The organism is Erythrobacter sp. R86502 (assembly GCF_042466465.1).
In the GTDB taxonomy this organism is placed as follows: domain Bacteria; phylum Pseudomonadota; class Alphaproteobacteria; order Sphingomonadales; family Sphingomonadaceae; genus Erythrobacter.
The window spans coordinates 2931759-2947617 of record NZ_JAXHCJ010000001.1 but is presented as its reverse complement, the minus strand read 5'-3'; the positions used below and the strand labels follow the sequence as shown (position 1 = coordinate 2947617).

Here is a 15859-nt window from a genome sequence, read left to right as displayed (position 1 = left end):
GCGGTGAAACAAGCGTGTTGACACACCATCTGCAGCGCCCATACGCGGATTTTCTTCAATGGTGCACTGCAAAATGGATGTGAAGGAATGACGATCACCCCGATCAAGGTGCTCGCGGTCGCATCGGGCGGCGGACATTGGGAGCAGCTGATGCTGCTGCGTCCGACGCTGGCGCAATACGACATCCGGTTCGCCACGACCGATCCGGCCGTGGCCGCCAAACACGGCATCACCGATGCCGAACGCCTGCCGGACTGCAACCAGAACAAGCCCCTGCAATCGGCGCTGTGCGCACTCGTCGCCTTGCGCATCGTGTTCCGGCACCGGCCGCAGGTGGTCATATCGACCGGCGCCGCGCCGGGGTTCTTCTGCATTCTGGCCGGCCGTCTGATTGGGGCCCGCACCTTGTGGATCGACAGCGTTGCCAACGGCGAGGAACTGTCGATGTGCGGCAAGCTGTCCAAGCGGTTCGCAAACCAGTGCTGGACGCAGTGGGAACACCTCGCCGGGCCGGACCAGCCGCGCTATCACGGAGCGGTGCTGTGATCGTCGTAACCGTGGGCATGCAGCTCGGCTTTGACCGGTTGATTGCGGCCATGGACGATCTGGCGCCCCGGCTTGGGATGCCGGTGATCGCACAGACCGGCAAAGGCGATTACCGGCCGCGCAACATGGAAGCGCGGGTCAAGATCGCTCCTGCCGAATTCGAAACGCTGGTCGAACAGGCCCGCCTGATCGTCAGTCATGCCGGGATCGGCACGGTCCTGACCGCGGCCCGCTGTGCCAAGCCGATCGTGCTGTTCCCCCGCCGCGCGGATCTTGGCGAACATCGCAATGATCATCAGCTCGCCACCGTCCGCAAACTCGCCGGCCGTCCAGGGATTCTGGTGGCACAGGACGAGGCGGCGCTGGCCGACCGGATAAGCGAAGGCCTGGCGCTGAAGGATCATGCCGCCGCGCAATCCGCCACCGCGCACGCGCTCCATGGCGCCTTGGGCGCCTTCATCGAAGGCCGGCTACTCTAGCGCGTCCGTGCCGCACCATGGTGAAAAGCATGGTTAGCCTAACGCGATCTTAAGGGCTTTGCGGCCAAGGTTCCGGCGGAAACCGGGACACGATTTTACATGAATGCTCCTTTTGACGCCACGGCCACGCTCGGACGCAAGGCTTCTGATCATCCGGCGCCGGACCATCAGGTCGCGGTCATCGGGCTGGGTTATATCGGCCTTCCGACTGCGGCGCTGCTCGCCTCCTATGGCTGGAGCGTGTGCGGCGTGGATGTGTCGCAAAAGGTGGTCGACACCGTCAATGCAGGCGGCGTGCATATCGAGGAGCGCGATCTCGACAAGCTCGTCCATGATGCCATCACCGCGCAGACGCTGGTCGCTGCAACCCAGGTTCCCACCGCCAGTTTCTACATGATTGCCGTGCCCACGCCGCTCGGACCGGACAACACCCCCGACATTTCCTATGTCGAAGCCGCCGCGCGCGCGATCGCGCCCCAGATCCTGCCGGGTGCCTGCGTGATCGTCGAGAGCACATCGCCCGTCGGCACGACCGAAAGGGTGGCGCAGATCATCGCCGAACTTCGCCCCGATCTGGCGGTCCCGCGCGACGGGAGCACCGATGATGCGGACATCGCGCTGGCCTATTGCCCCGAACGGGTGCTGCCCGGGCGGATCGTCAACGAACTCGTGCACAATGATCGCGTGATCGGGGGCGTGACCGCAGCCTGCGCAGAGCGTGCGGCGGTGCTCTACACCAGCTTCGTGAAAGGCGATTGTCTCTATACCACCGCGCGCGTGGCCGAGACGGTCAAGCTGGTCGAAAACAGCTTCCGCGACGTGAACATCGCCTTCGCCAACGAATTGTCGATGATCGCCGACGTGATCGGCGTGGATGTGTGGGATGTGATCCGGCTCGCCAATCGCCACCCGCGCGTCAACATCCTGCAGCCCGGCCCCGGTGTGGGCGGCCATTGCATCGCGGTCGACCCCTGGTTTCTGGTCGCAGGGGCGCCCGAGGCGGCGCGGCTCGTAAAGACCGCGCGCGAGGTCAACGACCACAAGGCCCTGCACACGCAGAACAAGATACGCGCGCTGCTGAGCGCCGCGCCCGAAGGCAAGGTCGCGCTGCTGGGCTTGGCTTTCAAGCCCGATATCGACGACTTCCGGGAAAGCCCCGCGCTCGAAATCGCGGAAAGCCTGGCGCACACGCATGGCGACCAGATCCTGGTGGTGGAGCCGTTCACCGATGAACTGCCCCAGGCCTTTGCCGGAACCGGTGCGACACTGGTGACGCTTGACGCAGCGCTGCGGGAAGCCGAAATCGTGGTGGTGCTAGTCGATCACACCGCGTTCAAGCATCTCGCCCCTGCCGATCTGGCGGGCAAGCTGGTGTTCGATACGCGCGGCATGCTGCGACGGTGAGCGGTTCGCGCATGTCCGGCGGCCGGCTGCCCCGCATCCTTGTGACCTTCGGCACCCGGCCCGAAGCGATCAAGATGTTCCCGGTCGTCGCTGCCTTGCACGAAACCGGGCAGTTCGATGTCAAGGTCGTGGTGACCGCCCAGCACCGCGAACTGCTCGACGGGGTGCTGGCGATGGCCGGGCTGGTGCCCGACGTCGATCTGGACCTGATGCAGCCCAACCAGTCGCTCGACGCGCTTTCGGCGCGGCTCATTGCGCGTTTCGGTGCCGTCCTCGACGACTTGTCGCCCGATCGTGTGCTGGTGCATGGCGATACGCTGACCACGATGATGGCGTCGCTGGCGTGCTATTTCCGGCGCATCCCGGTCGGCCATGTCGAGGCAGGATTGCGCAGCGGCGACATCTATTCGCCCTGGCCCGAAGAAGTGAACCGCAAGGTCACCGGCGTGATCGCCGACCTCCATTTTGCGCCGACGGACATCGCCGCAGCAGCGTTGCGCGCTGAAAACGTGGATGAAAATTCGATCCACGTGACCGGCAACACGGTGATCGACGCCCTGCTGTTTGCGCGCGAGAAAGTCGCCTCTGCGCCCCATCTGGCCCCTGCGATCGCGCCGCTCAGGCAGCGGTTCGCCGGCCGGCGGATCATTGCGGTCACGGCGCACCGCCGTGAGAACTTCGGCGCTGGCATGCAGAACGTTGCCTCGGCATTGCAGACGCTGGCTGGGCGCGATGATGTCGCGATCATCTATCCGCTCCATCCCAATCCCAACGTTGCCGGCGTGATGCGCCCCGCACTGACCGGCCATGCCAACATCGCGCTGACCGATCCGCTGGACTATCTCGATTTCGTCGCGATGATGGAGGCGTGCGATCTCGTCCTGACCGATTCCGGCGGTATACAGGAGGAGGCCCCAGCCTTGGGCAAGCCGGTCCTCGTCATGCGCGACACGACGGAACGCCCGGAAGGTGTCGCAGCCGGTACCGCCAGGCTGGTCGGATCGAATGCGTCTGTTATCGTGGCAGAAACTGTCCGATTGCTGGAAGATGCCGCAGCCTATGAGACCATGGCGCGCGCGCACAACCCCTATGGCGACGGCACGGCCGGCCGCCAGATAGCGGCAATCCTTGCGCCATCGAAAGCGCAGCCATGAATCAGGGCCGCGATTTCACGATTCGTATATAGGCGACCGCCGCGAGCATCACGGCAAGGCTGGCTCCAAGGTCGATCACCCAATTCAGTTTCAGCCCATACAGCAGGGCATCGATGGCATGCAGCGATGCGAGCCTGAGAACGATCAGGAACAGCATCGCGAGCGACGCGAATCCGGCCACCAGCAAAGCGACATTCCTCCGCCCCCGCAGGCGCCGCGTCGCGCGATGCAACAGCGCCAGCACGCCAATGCCGGCGAATACCAGGATCGCGGCAACAAGCGGCCCCTGGAATTCTCGCCGCTGGTCGTAGTCGCCGCTCGCCCTCAGCGATGCGCGCAGGCTTTCGCGAAGCAGATCTTCCGCCGCGGTCAACCGCAGCGCGATCAGGACGACAAATACAGTGGCGAGGATCAACCACGTCCCGAAATGGTTTGGCGCCTGATTGAACCGTCGTGACGTGATGGCTGCAGCGACACAAGCGAGCACAACGAAGGCATAGACGCCGCTCGCCGCAAGGCTGAGCGTGCTAACGACGGCTTGCATTTGCAATCTTCCGTAAAAACGTGGGAGTAACTTGGTCCCATGCGACAAATTCTGCGGCTCTTCAAGAATTAGCGAGCAGCAGCCAGCTTGCAACGAATGGGCAGGCAAATCTCGCGCATGACGGCGATCAATTTTCCGTGCGGTTTCGTGGCAAAGCGCGCGGGCCAACGTTCATGCTTAAGTGTTGCACTGCGGTATGTCGACGTCTAAGCGCGAACGGGGATCGTTTCTACGCAAAATTGCCTATTTAAGGAGAGCGCCATGACGTCGCTGAAGGCCAAGACTTTGTGGAAAGCATCAGTGATGAGCGCCGGGCTGGTGGTATTGGCTGGTTGCGCGTCAACGCCTGAGCCCAAGATCGGTGTAGCGGCTTCAGAACCCCGTGCGGATTTGGGCCAAGACGCCTTTACCTTCGCAAGACCAACAACATATTTGCTGCGCCCGTCAGACCAGATTTCGGTCAATGTTTTCCGCGAACCCGACTTCTCGGTCGAGAGGGTGATGATCGGCGTGGAAGGCAACGTGTCACTTCCGATGCTCGGGTCCATCCCTGCTGCGGGCATGACCGCCAAGCAATTCGAGCAGGACGTCGTTCGCAGATTGGCCGCGGCGGGTATCAAATCGCCCCAGGTTAGCATCAACATCAGCGATTTCGCCTCACACTTGGTGACGGTCGAAGGTGCGGTGAACAGTCCCGGGGTCTATCCTTTCCAGCCGGGTTCGCGACTGTCTTCCGCAGTTGCCTTGGCGAAGGGATTAAAGCGGTCCGCCAAGACAGATCAGGTCGCCGTTTTTCGTGAGAGCCCGCAAGGCATCCTGATTGCCAAATTTGATTATCAGCAAATCAGTCAGGGCACCATGCTGGACCCCGTGCTCCAGCCGGGCGATCGCGTCGTGATGGGCACCGATGGCCTTTCGGTGTTCTGGGAGGACCTATTGAAGGCTCTGCCCGCCTTTGGAGTGTTCGCGGCCGCTGGTGTTGGGAACTAACTTCAATGAATGATCGATCAATAGTCCATGCGCCCGACGCTCATCGTCAGGGCGACTGGCTTGATGTTTACTCACCGGAAGGGCAGCTTGGACCGGTAGCGCCGCGAGCACAGTTTTTCAATTTTGCGGCGATCCGCGGCATCATTTACCGTCAACGATGGTTGGTGGGCACAGTTATCGTGCTGGCCTTGATAGGCGGACTGATTGTCACTTTGCTTGCGACGCCGATGTATCAGGCCAATACGAAGGTCAGCGTCAAGCCTTTCGGCCAATATGTCGTCGAGGGGCAGAATGTGGAGCAAGGCTACAACCCCAACCAGATTTACGATTTCCTCGCCACGCAGGCGGAAATCATCAAAAGCCGCAGTATCGCCGAAACGGTTGCAACTGATCTCAATCTGGCTTCGCGGTACGATTTCGTCGGAAAGGATGTCGACGAGGGTCGCGCGCCTGGCATGACCGACGAGCAGTGGCTCAAGGCGAAGCAGGAAATTGCTGTTACGGCTCTGACCAATGATGTCGTCGTTGATGTACCCACGGAAAACTGGATCATCGGGATCGGCTTTCGGTCTGAAAGCCCGATCCTCGCCGCCGAGATCGCAAATGCTTATGCTGACGCATTCGTCGCAACGGGCGCGCGCAATTCGGTTGCCGGCAATCAGTATGCCCTCGATTATCTGAAGGACCAGATCGATGAGACGCGCCAGCGTCTCTCTGAAGCTGAACAGGTTGCGAATTCCTATGCCCGCAACAGCGGCATCATTTTGGAGTCGTCTAGTTCGGGGGAGGAAGGTCAGGCACCTTCGACGTTACGCTCGGTCAATTTGTCCAGCATCAATGAACGCGTGTCTGCAGCCCGCGCGGCACGGATTGAAGCCGAGCAACGCTGGCGTGCCATTCAGAGATTGCCGGCGGCCGAGCTGCCCGAAGTGCAGTCAAGCCCGGTGCTGCAGGCACTTGTTGCGGAACGCACGAGCAAGCTTGGGCAGCTGGTCGAACTGCGGCAGCGTTACAATGATGATTTCCCTCAGATCCAGAACCTGCTGACACAGATCAGGTCGCTTGAGGCGCAGATTGAACGCAGCAGTAACGACGTCAAGGCAACCGCCCGCAGTCAATTCCTTGTAGCGCAGAGCCAGGAACAGGCTTTGGAAGCGGAACTGGCATCGCTGACGGGTGAAAGGCTGGTCGAACAGGATCAGCAGGTCGAATTGAGCGCCCTAGATCGTGAGGCACAGGCCTTGCGGGATCAGCTCAAGTCGCTCCTTGACCGCTTCAATCAGATTAACAGCGCGTCCACGCTGGACCCGGGCACCTTGGACAAGATCGATTCCGCGCTGGTTCCGCGTTCACCGTTTGCACCAAGCATCCCGCGCAATATGGGCTTGGCGCTGGTGCTCGGTATTGCGCTCGCTGCCGCCTTGGCCGTTTTGCGCGAAGTGCTCGACGACCGGATCCGCTCGCTGGAAGATGTCGAAGACAAGATCGGCATGCCCCTTCTGGGTCACACCCCGCACGTCGAGGACCGCGATCTGGAATTGCATAACACCAAACAGTTCAGCTCTCTGATGGAAGCCTATTCGTCGATACGCTCGTCGATCGATTTTGCCATGCCGCGCAATCGCAATGTGATCCAGCTGACCAGCAGTCAGGCTGGCGAAGGCAAAAGCACGACAGCGGTCATCCTGGCGGAACTCTTTGCCAAGCTGGGTCGCAAAACATTGCTGGTCGATGCCGATCTGCGGCGGCCCTCGGTTGCCAATCTGATGGACATCGAGCGGCCCAAGATCGGTCTCGTTGAGGTGCTTCTAGGACATGTCGAACTTCACCAGGCGGTGGTAAAGGGCGTTCACGACAACCTTGAAATTCTTCCCATCGGGGCAATTCCGCCCAATCCGGCCGAGCTTCTTGCATCGCAGGAAATGCACGATTTCATCGAACGGTACCGCCAGGAATACTCGCTGATCATCTTTGACTCCTGCCCCGTGCTCGGTCTTGCCGATGCCACGATCCTGGCCAATCTTGTCGATGGGACGGTTTTTGTCCTCGAGGCCAACCGTCTTTCGCTGGGCCAGGCGCGCAATGCCATCCGCAGGCTGGCCCAGGCCGGTGGCAACATGATGGGTGTGGTGCTGACCAAGTACCGTGCGCTCGAAGCCGGCCAGTCATACGGGTACCAGTACGGCTACTACGAATACGGACGAGAAAAGTAAGAATCGCATCCCGGCGCCTCACGGTCGATCACCCGATCAGCGAGGCCCGGGGGCGCCGATGGATAGCGCCAAGCCCCTGATCGGGACAGGACGGAACACAAGCGATGCTTGAGAACGGGACCTTCACGGTCATCATCCCGGCGCATAATGAAGAGTCGGTGATTGCCCGGTGTCTCGCCACGATTCAGCGTGACGACCACGATGGTCATGCCATGACCATCGTGGTCGCTGCCAATGGTTGCAGCGATCGCACCGTCGAGGTCGCACGCGCTGCTGCCCCCGATGCTCTTGTGCTTGATCTGGCTCATGGCTCGAAAACGGGCGCGATCAACGCCGCCAATCGTCACGCGCTGCCGTTTCCGCGCATCGTTCTCGATGCGGATGTCGAGTGCGGGTTTCATTCGCTTGCCGCACTTGCCCAAGTGCTTCGCCAGCCGGGTATCATGGCCGCCGCGCCCCAGATCCGGATCGATCTGGCCCACTGCAACTGGGCGATGAAGGCCTATTACAGGGTCTGGTCGCGCCAGCCATATGCCAGGGCCGGCAAGGGCGGTGCGGGCTGTTACGGGCTTTCGGCCGCCGCACTTTCGCGCATCGGCGAATTTCCTGCGATCATCGGTGATGACTTGTGGATACACACGCGCTTTGCCGATCATGAACGGTGTTACGTCAGCGAAGATACAGAGGGACGGCCCGTTTTTTCAGTGGTTTACCCCCCGCGAACGGCAATCGAACAGATCAGGATCGAGGCGCGCCGCTTCATCGGCACCGCCGAAGTGCATCGCCTGCATCCCAGTCCCCATGTCGCCATCAGCGAAGAGAGCGGCGGGCTGGCGGCCTTCAGAAATAGCGGCAATATCAAGGATCTGCTGGTGTATTTCACGATCAAGATCAGTGCCCGGCTGCTGGCGAAATGGCGCCTGATCCGCGGCCGCGGCAGGAACTGGAGCCGTGACGTCAGTTCGCGCGTGCTGGCCAAGACCGATGCCTGAATTTCCGCCCGAAACGCCCGACGTCAGCATCCTGATCGTCGCCTATAATTCGGCCCAGGTGATCACCGCCTGCATCGATTCCATCGCAATGGCCTGCACACGGCACGCCTATGAAGTGCTGATGATCGACAACGGCGACGGCACCACGGCGGCGCTGGTGGGCCAGGCCTATCCGCAGGTCCGGATCATCCCCGGTCGCGGCAATATCGGCTTTGCGGCCGGCAACAATTGTCTCGCTGCCGAAGCGCGGGCGCCGATGCTGCTGCTGGCCAATCCCGATCTCGAAATGCACGCCGGCGCCGTCGATGCCCTGCTCGACGGGGCTGCGCGGCACAGTGCGGCTGCGGCCTGGGGCGGCGTCACGCTGAACCGCGCGGGGCGCCCCGATCTCGGCAACAGCGTTCATGTCCCGTCCTTGCGCGAGATGGCCTCGCGACTGGTGGGGCGGTCGCTGGCCCGGGTCGACGCGAGTTCGACCTTCGCGCATGACGAGCAGGTGGATGCGCTGTCGGGTGGATTCGTGATGTTTTCCCGGCAGGCATGGGACGCGGCCGGCGGCATGGACGAGCGCTACTTCCTCTATTGCGAGGAAGTGGATCTGTTCTACCGATTGGCGCGCATGGGACACGTCTTCTGGCGGATTGGCGACGCGCGGGCCTTCCATGATATCGGTCACGGAGCGCCTGCGTCTCGCACCCGCCAACTCTATCTCATTGCTGGGATAATGGAGTTTACCCGTATCCATTGGAATGGATATCGCCGGTTTACTGCCTTCGCATTGATCTGGCTTGCCTCATTGATCCGCTATGTCCTTGGCAAGATGGCTGGCGTTCTCACGCCCAAAGGCAAAGAGCTGGCGAGAAAGCATGAGCTTATCGCGCTAAAGCCTGGTCATTGGCGCTACGGCTATCACCCGAGCAAAGGTCTTCTCGCCAAACTCAAGCGTGCGCCGCTCTAGCTTTGCACTAAAGGCTCTTGCGCTTGTGGCTGGCGAGCAGGTCGCTGGTAAACGCGCATACGACGAAGCGGTGGCGTCCCCAAGCTGACCGTGATTCCGATCAGCATAAAAAACCAAACCAGCGCACCCATCCAGAGCGTGACCGAGTTCAGGCCGAGCGCGAACACCGCCAGCGAAATCGCGATCCCTCGCAGCAGCCGAGCATCGTGCAGCGGCAAATCACGCGATCGCGTCACGACCATCACCAGTGCGATCAGTGTAGCTGCCAGCAGGAAGAATGCCGAAGGAATGCCGAAGCGGAGTGCCGAAATCAGCCAGAAGTGGTCGAACGACCCCCAGTGCATCCACTTTGGCCGATCCCAGTCGGCATAGCCGATCCCGAACCACGGATGCTGGGCAACGTTTTCTACGCCGAAGTCCCAGATCAGGATGCGGTTGTAAGCCGATCCCGTGTTCAAAGACGCATACTTGATCAACAATCCATAGAACCCGGAATTGCTGGTCAACTCCACGGAGACATAAAGGACAATCACAATGATCATGAACAGCCGCCAGGTCACATTGGCGATGCGCTCGGTAAGCCAGTCATAAGCAACTAGGCCCCCGCCGACCACCACTCCGAGCATCGCCGCCGAGCTCATGGAAAAAACCCCAAAGCCCCCCGCGATCACGCCCAGGATCTTGGGCCACCCGCGCAGGCCGGACATCAGAAAGATCGGCAGGAAACTGGCCATGACGATGCCTGCCAGAATCGGGTGCGGGAAGGATGCCGTGCCGCGCAGCAAGCCCATGCGGATTTCATAATTGATCGGCATGGGCTGGCCGGTCAGGGCCGATGCGATAGGTTGCAGGATATAGGCGCGGCCGAGCGCTTCGGCGGCGATCACGCTCCCGATGATGAAAATTCCCGGTGTGATCAGGACGAGCAATCGCCGCAAATCCGTCGGCGTCCGGATCGTCGCGCGCGCGAAAAAGTAGGCAAGCCCCATATCGACAGTGTGAGAGCCGCCCATTTCAAGCGCCGTCAGCACAGAACCGCTACTCATGTACGAGGCCAGCCAGATCCACGCCACCGCCAGGATGACCATGAGATCGGGCCAGGCGAACCGCAGGTTTTTCTGAAGCGCGTTCGAAAGCACATACAGGCTGCCGCCCAGCAGGAAGACGCGGAACGCCGAAAGATAGATTCCGCCAAGGGTTATGTTGAATTGCTGGGGGATCAGCAGCAGATACACCAGTACCGCCGCCAGGGTGACCGGCAGCGCGCTTGCTGTGCGCTGCGGCATGGCAAAGCCCCCTCGCCGGTGGGCGGGAACTTGGCGATAGGTGGCATCCATCCGGCTCATCATCCTTCCAACCTGCCATCCTCCATGCGGGGAAAGCGGGTCACAATGTCCCGGCATCGCCGGACACACGCCCGATAGCCGGGACTTACTACCGACGCGATTTCCGAACCGAATAGGCTGCTTCGCTGTCAGGCGGACGCGATTAGCACCGTTTCGGATGGCTTTCTACAAGGAGATGGCGAGCGGCATCGCTGGCGCCGGACTGACGGCCACGACCGCCGCGTGAAGGGCAATCACCACAAATCAGAACAAAGTGCTTTCCTACACTTTACCAATTTGGTTCATTGGCATTGAAATTCTAACGAAAGAGGTTGTGCGATGCCAGATGAATTCCAGAACGCTGTCCAATCGGCCCTGACACCGAGCGAAGACGCCTTTGCCGTTTCCCCTCACGACAATACGCCGCTGGTTGCGGTCCCGAAGTACCTTTACGTCGGCGGTGCGGGGCGGGTCACTCTGCGCGCTCTGGATTCGACCGCTGATGTCGTGTTCGAGAATGTCCCGGCGGGCGGCTATATCTATGTCCGCGCGAGCCATGTGCGTGCCACCGGCACGACCGCGACCGCCATCGTCGGCTGCGCCTGATGCTCGCGCGCATGATCATCGGCGGGCAGGCCATGCTCGCCGGTGCGGGCCAGGGGCCGGTCCCGGACGCGGCCGATTACGTCGTCAGCAATGACGGCGAATGGGACGCGGTGTTCGCTAACAGCGCCGCCACTCTTTCCGGCAAGATCGTCGAGGTGCGGGGTAGCAGCTTCACGCCGCGCACGATTACCAATCGCGACATGCACGCGCAAGGCGCGTCGCTGACACTGCGCTGTGCCGATGCCGCTTCCCGCATTCCCGCCCTGACGCTCAGCGGCACGGTGCGCGGCATCGACTTTTCCGCCTTCAACTTCCAGATGGCGGGCTGGCCAAGGCTGGCAAGCGCCTGCTTGACCTTCGGCACTGGCACCTTCGGCAAGCTGCGCTTCATCAACGGCACCAGGTTCCGTCACGGTTACGGCGCCGGTCTTGCCGACATTGATACCAGCGCGGAATTGCCCGAATATGCGCGCATCGCACATGTGCAGACCGCTACCACCACCAGCGCGACCTATCCGCTGACGTGGCAGAACCCTGCGAGCAGCGGCGGCATTATTGAGTTCTTCAATCGCGGCACAAACAGCGTTCGTGTCGCTGTAGGCGGGGATGGCGTCGTGGCTACTGGTTCCAGCCAGCTTGTTGCACCGGGCGCACGTTACCGCTTCACCGGACTGGTGCCAGCGAGCGCAACGCACTTTGCCGTGCTGGCAACCACCGGAACCAGCGAGGTCAATGCGCGCGCCGAAATCGGGTTGGGTGGATACCTTGCCGACGCCTTCGCCGCTTCGGGCGCGGCTGATGTTGAAAGCCTGTATTTCCGCAACGTGGTGATGCGCGACCTCAGCAACGCCTTCAAGAGCATGGGCCAGCCCAACTCGCTCGTCATCATGGATTGCGACATTGATCGCATCTATCAGGACATCATCGCGTCCGTGCCTCGTCCCGGCACTGGTGTTGCCTATTACCTGCGCAACATCGAGAGCCTGCCCTTTGCCCGTTCCGGTATCGGTGAAAGCGAGAACGGTGATGCAGGCGATCCGCATGGCGACCAGTTCCAAGGCTTCGCAAACGGAAGTGGTGCGGTTGGCCCGATCTATTTTGCAGGCAATCGCGTCCATCCCGGCAACCTTCGCAGCGATGTTCAAAGCCAAGGCGTGCTGATGCGTGATAACGCTTTCAGCCCCTCCTATAAGAACGCCTACTTTATTTCGAGCATGTGGGTGGGCGGCGCGCCGATCGGCATGGCGATGGGCTTCACCAAATACCCCGCCGTCGATACCCTGATTTACGGCGCGTTGATTGCCAACTGGCGCAATCCCGGCGATGTGAACACGCGCCTGATCCTCTACAGCGACGACAGCGGGAGCCTCTATGTAGGCAAGACGCTGACTGCGGAGTATCAACCGCTTCTCGGCACCATCGTTACCGATGACCTGTTGCGCATTCTCGACACCCCCGATCCCAGTGCAGTGTTGCCCGCCATTGCCGGCTTGTCCGGGGTGGCCCGCACACGCGCCGCTATCGAAGGGGTCATTGGCACGGCGGCGGAAGGCACCGGCCTTGGCCCCGTGGCAACCGCAAACGCGGTCGACTGGACCACCGGCGATCACACCGCGGTCATCCTGTGGGAAAACGTGCCGAGCGGCGCGCATTGGAACGGGTTGACGCAGCAACCGCTGGGCACGCTCACCATCCTGCCGCTGCGCAAGATCCTGAACCGGCGCGCATCGCAGGCTGTCAGCGTTGGCCCCGGCACCGAATGGCGCAGCGTCGACACGGATGGCACGACCCAATTGCAGGGATGGACGACCAGCGCGGGAACCATCCAGCCCGATCAGTTCATTCAGATCAGGGCGACAAGCGCCAGCGTCGGAAGCACGGTTGTCAGCGCCTCGGTGACGATCAACGGCTTTGCACAGAGCGTCGATATTACCACGGCCAACATTCCGGCTGTCTCGCTTGTCATGCCCTCACCCGCCGCCCGCTTTGAGGACACGGCCAACACGCCGGCGCTGACGAACCGCATGACATTCCGGGGCAAGTTCTTCTTCCCCGATACAGCGTCAATTGGGAATGGCGACCGGATCGTCTCGCAGGGCTTCAACAACTGCTATGTCGATCTGGTTGGTGGCGGCGGGCCTGTGCGTATCAATTTGACCGACAGCGCGGGAGCCTCGTTGCTGAGTAGCAGCACGCTGCGCTTCACCGGGGGTATTGTTCCTGCAACGTGGCTCGATATCGTCTTCGATGTGAACATAGCGCTGGGGCAAGCGACCCTTACCATCAACGGCGTGACGGAAACCTACCCGTTCCTGACACCGGGCAACGGCCAGTTCGCCACGGCCAAGTTCAACATGCTGGCACGCGGCGCAGGCTTGGTTGAGGTGAACCCCGGCGTGCGCTTTGCTGACCTGTCCATCGACTTCAACGGCGCGCTGCGCAAGGCGATCCCGAATGATGCCGCGGCGGCCAATGCTGATGCGTGGAAGCAGGGAACCGGGGTGTTCACGAATGCCTAGAGCCGCAGGCTGGCCCTCCGCCATCGACTCGTTCAGACGTGAGCAACTTGGTGATGGCGAGAATTCTGCCTAGCTGCTAGTCGCCCGTCGCACAGCGGTGTTGGCCATCGCCTGATCCGCTGTGATTGACCTGCGCAGCAAGGGACGTTCAATGCGTACGCTTCTCGCTAAATCAAGGCATTATCTGGCATCACGCGGACTCGCTATTCGTCCCTACACGCATCGCCTTACTGGTCATTACAGTGGTTTTTCATTATCGTGGGGACGCGACCTTGAGGGGCTTTCCCGGGGCGCGGTAAGCCGGGTGAGCCACCAACGAGGCGAGGCGTTGTTCTTTGTCGAGAACGAGCGGGACTTCATCCAACAGATGCACCTCCATGGCCGCTTTTACGAGTAAGAAGAACTCCAGATAATCGCCGAACATTTCGCAGGCGGAACCTACCTCGATGTCGGGGCCAATGTCGGCAACCATGCTGTCTTTGCCGGACTGTTCCTGCCCGTCGACCGGATCATCGCGATCGAGCCTAACCCGCGTCCGGCGAGGATCCTCGAGATGAACTTGCGCCTCAACGGCCTGTTCGCGAAGAGCGAGATCAAGCGGGTCGGCCTGTCTGACAATGCGGCCGAAGCCAGCATGATCGTCCATCTCGTCAATAATATCGGCGCAGCCCATGTCGGCGCTCCTGGGGCAGGCGACACCGCGATTCAGCTAGTCCGCGGCGATGACATTCTTGGCGATGCAACCATCGGCTTCGTCAAGATGGACATCGAAGGCCACGAACTGCGCGCGCTGACCGGCATGCGCTCGGTTCTGGAACGCGACAAGCCGACAGTGCTGGTTGAGGTCGAGGCCCGCAACGATCAGGGCGTTTTTGATTTGATGACGGGGTTGGGGTATCGCCGCGAACGGGTCATTCGGTTCGCACCTGACCGCGCCAACCAGCTGTTCATCTACCCCTGAACCTTGGCTATTGAACCTGCCTCGCGCACGTCGAGGCAGGTAATCCGCTATGTGCGCGGGACCCGGCGACGGCCCATTATCCGGCGGAGCATCCGCCGCGGGCCGTAGACCGCATCGAACAACGCCGCGATGGGCGCGCCGGCCAGGGCAATGCTGCCGAGGCCCGACCGGCGAAGCGCTGCGCCTGCGCGCGATGCCGGGGCAAGCCATGCGAAACGAAGTCCGGGCTGAAGATACTTCTCAACGAACATGATGTAGGCCGAGGTGTCCTGATAGATGGCAAACAGGCGCCCATACCACTGCCGCTGGGACGCCGCGCGTTCCACCTTCCAGGGCTTGGTGCCCTGCGCATGGATGATCAGCGGAAGCCGGCCAAAGCCGATCTGCAGGCGTTCCCGGATCGTGAAGCCGAGCGGGCCGAACAGTTGCAGGATGTGCTTTCCCCGGCGCATGAAACGCAGCTCGATATGCTGGAACGCGTCTGCGCCGAGCAGAGCGGTGAGCACGTCCTGATCGCCGATCATGTGCGGCGGACGGGTGCTCCAGTCGGCCGCTTGCGCGGCGATGTAGGCGGGGCTTGACAGCAGTTCCTGCCATGCCGCAATCAGGCCGCGATGGGCCTGGGTCACCCGCAGGACACAGGAATTGGTGGTAAAGGGCAACTGTCTGCCGGGTTCCAGCCCCCAGCCCCGCGTGCGCAGAAAATCGCTGTCGTCCCACGAACCCCAGCTGGCTTCCTCGGTGGCGATCAGCGCATCGGCCGGTGCCGCCGCCAGAAACGGGAAAAAGTCCCGTGCCACCAGCAAGTCCGCATCCAGCCAAAGCGCCTGTTCATGGCCATCATCGAGCGCCTCGGTCAGGACATGCGGCTTCACGTTCCATCCCGTTGATGCCGGCAGCGTCGCCGGTCGCCACTCGATTCCCGGGAACTGGCCGATCCAGTCGGCAAAGTCCGGGCTTGCGGGATTGTGATACAGCCGCAGCCGGGCATCGGGCATCGCCCGTTTCAGGCTGGCGACCAGCACGCGAACGCCGTCTTCGCATTCGGGCCTATTCTCGTAGCAGACGATCAGCGGGACATTACGGTGTTGCATCGCTTCCCCATTCGCCCCGCGCGGGCCCGGCAGCCCAATCGCCGACGTCGCATCGCCGAGCGGCTGCGCGGGCT

14 protein-coding genes are annotated in these 15859 nt (G+C 61.7%); 11 read left to right on the top strand and 3 right to left on the bottom strand.

Annotation, left to right across the window (positions count from 1 at the left end; all coding sequences use genetic code 11):
• Window positions 1-87: 87 nt before the first annotated feature.
• The 4 genes from SJY33_RS14075 (at window position 88) to wecB (ending at window position 3583) form a co-directional block, all read left to right on the top strand.
• The gene (locus tag SJY33_RS14075; protein ID WP_379923406.1) at window positions 88-546 is read left to right on the top strand and encodes a glucuronosyltransferase; all 459 of its coding nucleotides are present in this window, start codon (window positions 88-90) and stop codon (window positions 544-546) included.
• The gene (locus tag SJY33_RS14070) at window positions 543-1025 is read left to right on the top strand and encodes a glycosyltransferase (protein ID WP_379923405.1); all 483 of its coding nucleotides are present in this window, start codon (window positions 543-545) and stop codon (window positions 1023-1025) included. The genes SJY33_RS14075 and SJY33_RS14070 overlap by 4 nt, the downstream gene beginning before the upstream one ends.
• Window positions 1026-1124: 99 nt before the next feature.
• The gene (gene wecC / locus SJY33_RS14065) at window positions 1125-2429 is read left to right on the top strand and encodes a UDP-N-acetyl-D-mannosamine dehydrogenase (protein WP_379923404.1); all 1305 of its coding nucleotides are present in this window, start codon (window positions 1125-1127) and stop codon (window positions 2427-2429) included.
• A gap of 11 nt (window positions 2430-2440) precedes the next feature.
• Window positions 2441-3583 (top strand): non-hydrolyzing UDP-N-acetylglucosamine 2-epimerase, encoded by a 1143-nt coding sequence (gene wecB / locus SJY33_RS14060; RefSeq protein ID WP_379923403.1) that lies wholly within the window; start codon window positions 2441-2443, stop codon window positions 3581-3583.
• Between the two features lies 1 nt (window position 3584).
• On the opposite strand, the gene SJY33_RS14055 is transcribed toward wecB, so the two are convergent.
• Window positions 3585-3998: a hypothetical protein gene (locus SJY33_RS14055; RefSeq protein ID WP_379923402.1), complete on the bottom strand. Its 414-nt coding sequence runs from the start codon at window positions 3996-3998 to the stop codon at window positions 3585-3587.
• Window positions 3999-4388: 390 nt separating this feature from the next.
• On the opposite strand from SJY33_RS14055, the gene SJY33_RS14050 reads away from it, so the two are divergent.
• The 4 genes from SJY33_RS14050 to SJY33_RS14035 all read left to right on the top strand — a co-directional run bounded on the left by SJY33_RS14050 (window position 4389) and on the right by SJY33_RS14035 (window position 9280).
• Entirely contained in the window at window positions 4389-5117 is a 729-nt protein-coding gene (locus SJY33_RS14050; protein WP_379923401.1) for a polysaccharide biosynthesis/export family protein, read from the top strand.
• Between the two features lie 5 nt (window positions 5118-5122).
• Window positions 5123-7330 (top strand): GumC family protein, encoded by a 2208-nt coding sequence (locus SJY33_RS14045; RefSeq protein WP_379923400.1) that lies wholly within the window; start codon window positions 5123-5125, stop codon window positions 7328-7330.
• A gap of 104 nt (window positions 7331-7434) precedes the next feature.
• Complete coding sequence (locus SJY33_RS14040; RefSeq protein ID WP_379923399.1) at window positions 7435-8322, top strand: glycosyltransferase; 888 nt, start codon at window positions 7435-7437, stop codon at window positions 8320-8322.
• Window positions 8315-9280, top strand: coding sequence for a glycosyltransferase family 2 protein (locus SJY33_RS14035; protein WP_379923398.1), 966 nt, complete (start codon window positions 8315-8317; stop codon window positions 9278-9280). Before SJY33_RS14040 ends, SJY33_RS14035 begins: the two co-directional genes overlap by 8 nt.
• On the opposite strand, the gene SJY33_RS14030 is transcribed toward SJY33_RS14035, so the two are convergent.
• A complete protein-coding gene (locus SJY33_RS14030; protein WP_379923397.1) occupies window positions 9277-10617 on the bottom strand; it encodes an O-antigen ligase family protein in 1341 nt (446 codons plus the stop codon). The two genes, SJY33_RS14035 and SJY33_RS14030, sit on opposite strands and share 4 nt — an antisense overlap.
• Window positions 10618-10944: 327 nt before the next feature.
• Here SJY33_RS14030 and SJY33_RS14025 point away from each other — a divergent pair, with 327 nt between their 5' ends.
• From SJY33_RS14025 to SJY33_RS14015, 3 genes are all read left to right on the top strand, one after another.
• Window positions 10945-11211: a hypothetical protein gene (locus SJY33_RS14025; protein ID WP_379923396.1), complete on the top strand. Its 267-nt coding sequence runs from the start codon at window positions 10945-10947 to the stop codon at window positions 11209-11211.
• Window positions 11211-13730 carry a hypothetical protein gene (locus SJY33_RS14020; protein WP_379923395.1) on the top strand — a complete coding sequence of 840 codons (2520 nt, stop codon included), beginning with the start codon at window positions 11211-11213 and terminating at the stop codon, window positions 13728-13730. Before SJY33_RS14025 ends, SJY33_RS14020 begins: the two co-directional genes overlap by 1 nt.
• A 409-nt stretch (window positions 13731-14139) precedes the next feature.
• Window positions 14140-14691: an FkbM family methyltransferase gene (locus tag SJY33_RS14015; protein ID WP_379923601.1), complete on the top strand. Its 552-nt coding sequence runs from the start codon at window positions 14140-14142 to the stop codon at window positions 14689-14691.
• Between the two features lie 47 nt (window positions 14692-14738).
• Here SJY33_RS14015 and SJY33_RS14010 read toward each other — a convergent pair whose 3' ends face one another.
• Window positions 14739-15785, bottom strand: coding sequence for a hypothetical protein (locus tag SJY33_RS14010; protein ID WP_379923394.1), 1047 nt, complete (start codon window positions 15783-15785; stop codon window positions 14739-14741).
• Window positions 15786-15859: the final 74 nt, after the last annotated feature.

Excerpts from the sequence above, each read along its gene's own strand:
- SJY33_RS14075 (WP_379923406.1), top strand. The coding sequence starts at position 88 with ATGACGATCACCCCGATCAAGGTGCTCGCGGTCGCATCGGGCGGCGGA.
- wecC (WP_379923404.1), top strand. The coding sequence starts at position 1,125 with ATGAATGCTCCTTTTGACGCCACGGCCACGCTCGGACGCAAGGCTTCT.
- wecB (WP_379923403.1), top strand. The coding sequence starts at position 2,441 with ATGTCCGGCGGCCGGCTGCCCCGCATCCTTGTGACCTTCGGCACCCGG.
- SJY33_RS14050 (WP_379923401.1), top strand. The coding sequence starts at position 4,389 with ATGACGTCGCTGAAGGCCAAGACTTTGTGGAAAGCATCAGTGATGAGC.
- SJY33_RS14045 (WP_379923400.1), top strand. The coding sequence starts at position 5,123 with ATGAATGATCGATCAATAGTCCATGCGCCCGACGCTCATCGTCAGGGC.
- SJY33_RS14040 (WP_379923399.1), top strand. The coding sequence starts at position 7,435 with ATGCTTGAGAACGGGACCTTCACGGTCATCATCCCGGCGCATAATGAA.
- SJY33_RS14035 (WP_379923398.1), top strand. The coding sequence starts at position 8,315 with ATGCCTGAATTTCCGCCCGAAACGCCCGACGTCAGCATCCTGATCGTC.
- SJY33_RS14030 (WP_379923397.1), bottom strand. The coding sequence starts at position 10,617 with ATGGATGCCACCTATCGCCAAGTTCCCGCCCACCGGCGAGGGGGCTTT.
- SJY33_RS14025 (WP_379923396.1), top strand. The coding sequence starts at position 10,945 with ATGCCAGATGAATTCCAGAACGCTGTCCAATCGGCCCTGACACCGAGC.
- SJY33_RS14020 (WP_379923395.1), top strand. The coding sequence starts at position 11,211 with ATGCTCGCGCGCATGATCATCGGCGGGCAGGCCATGCTCGCCGGTGCG.
- SJY33_RS14010 (WP_379923394.1), bottom strand. The coding sequence starts at position 15,785 with ATGCAACACCGTAATGTCCCGCTGATCGTCTGCTACGAGAATAGGCCC.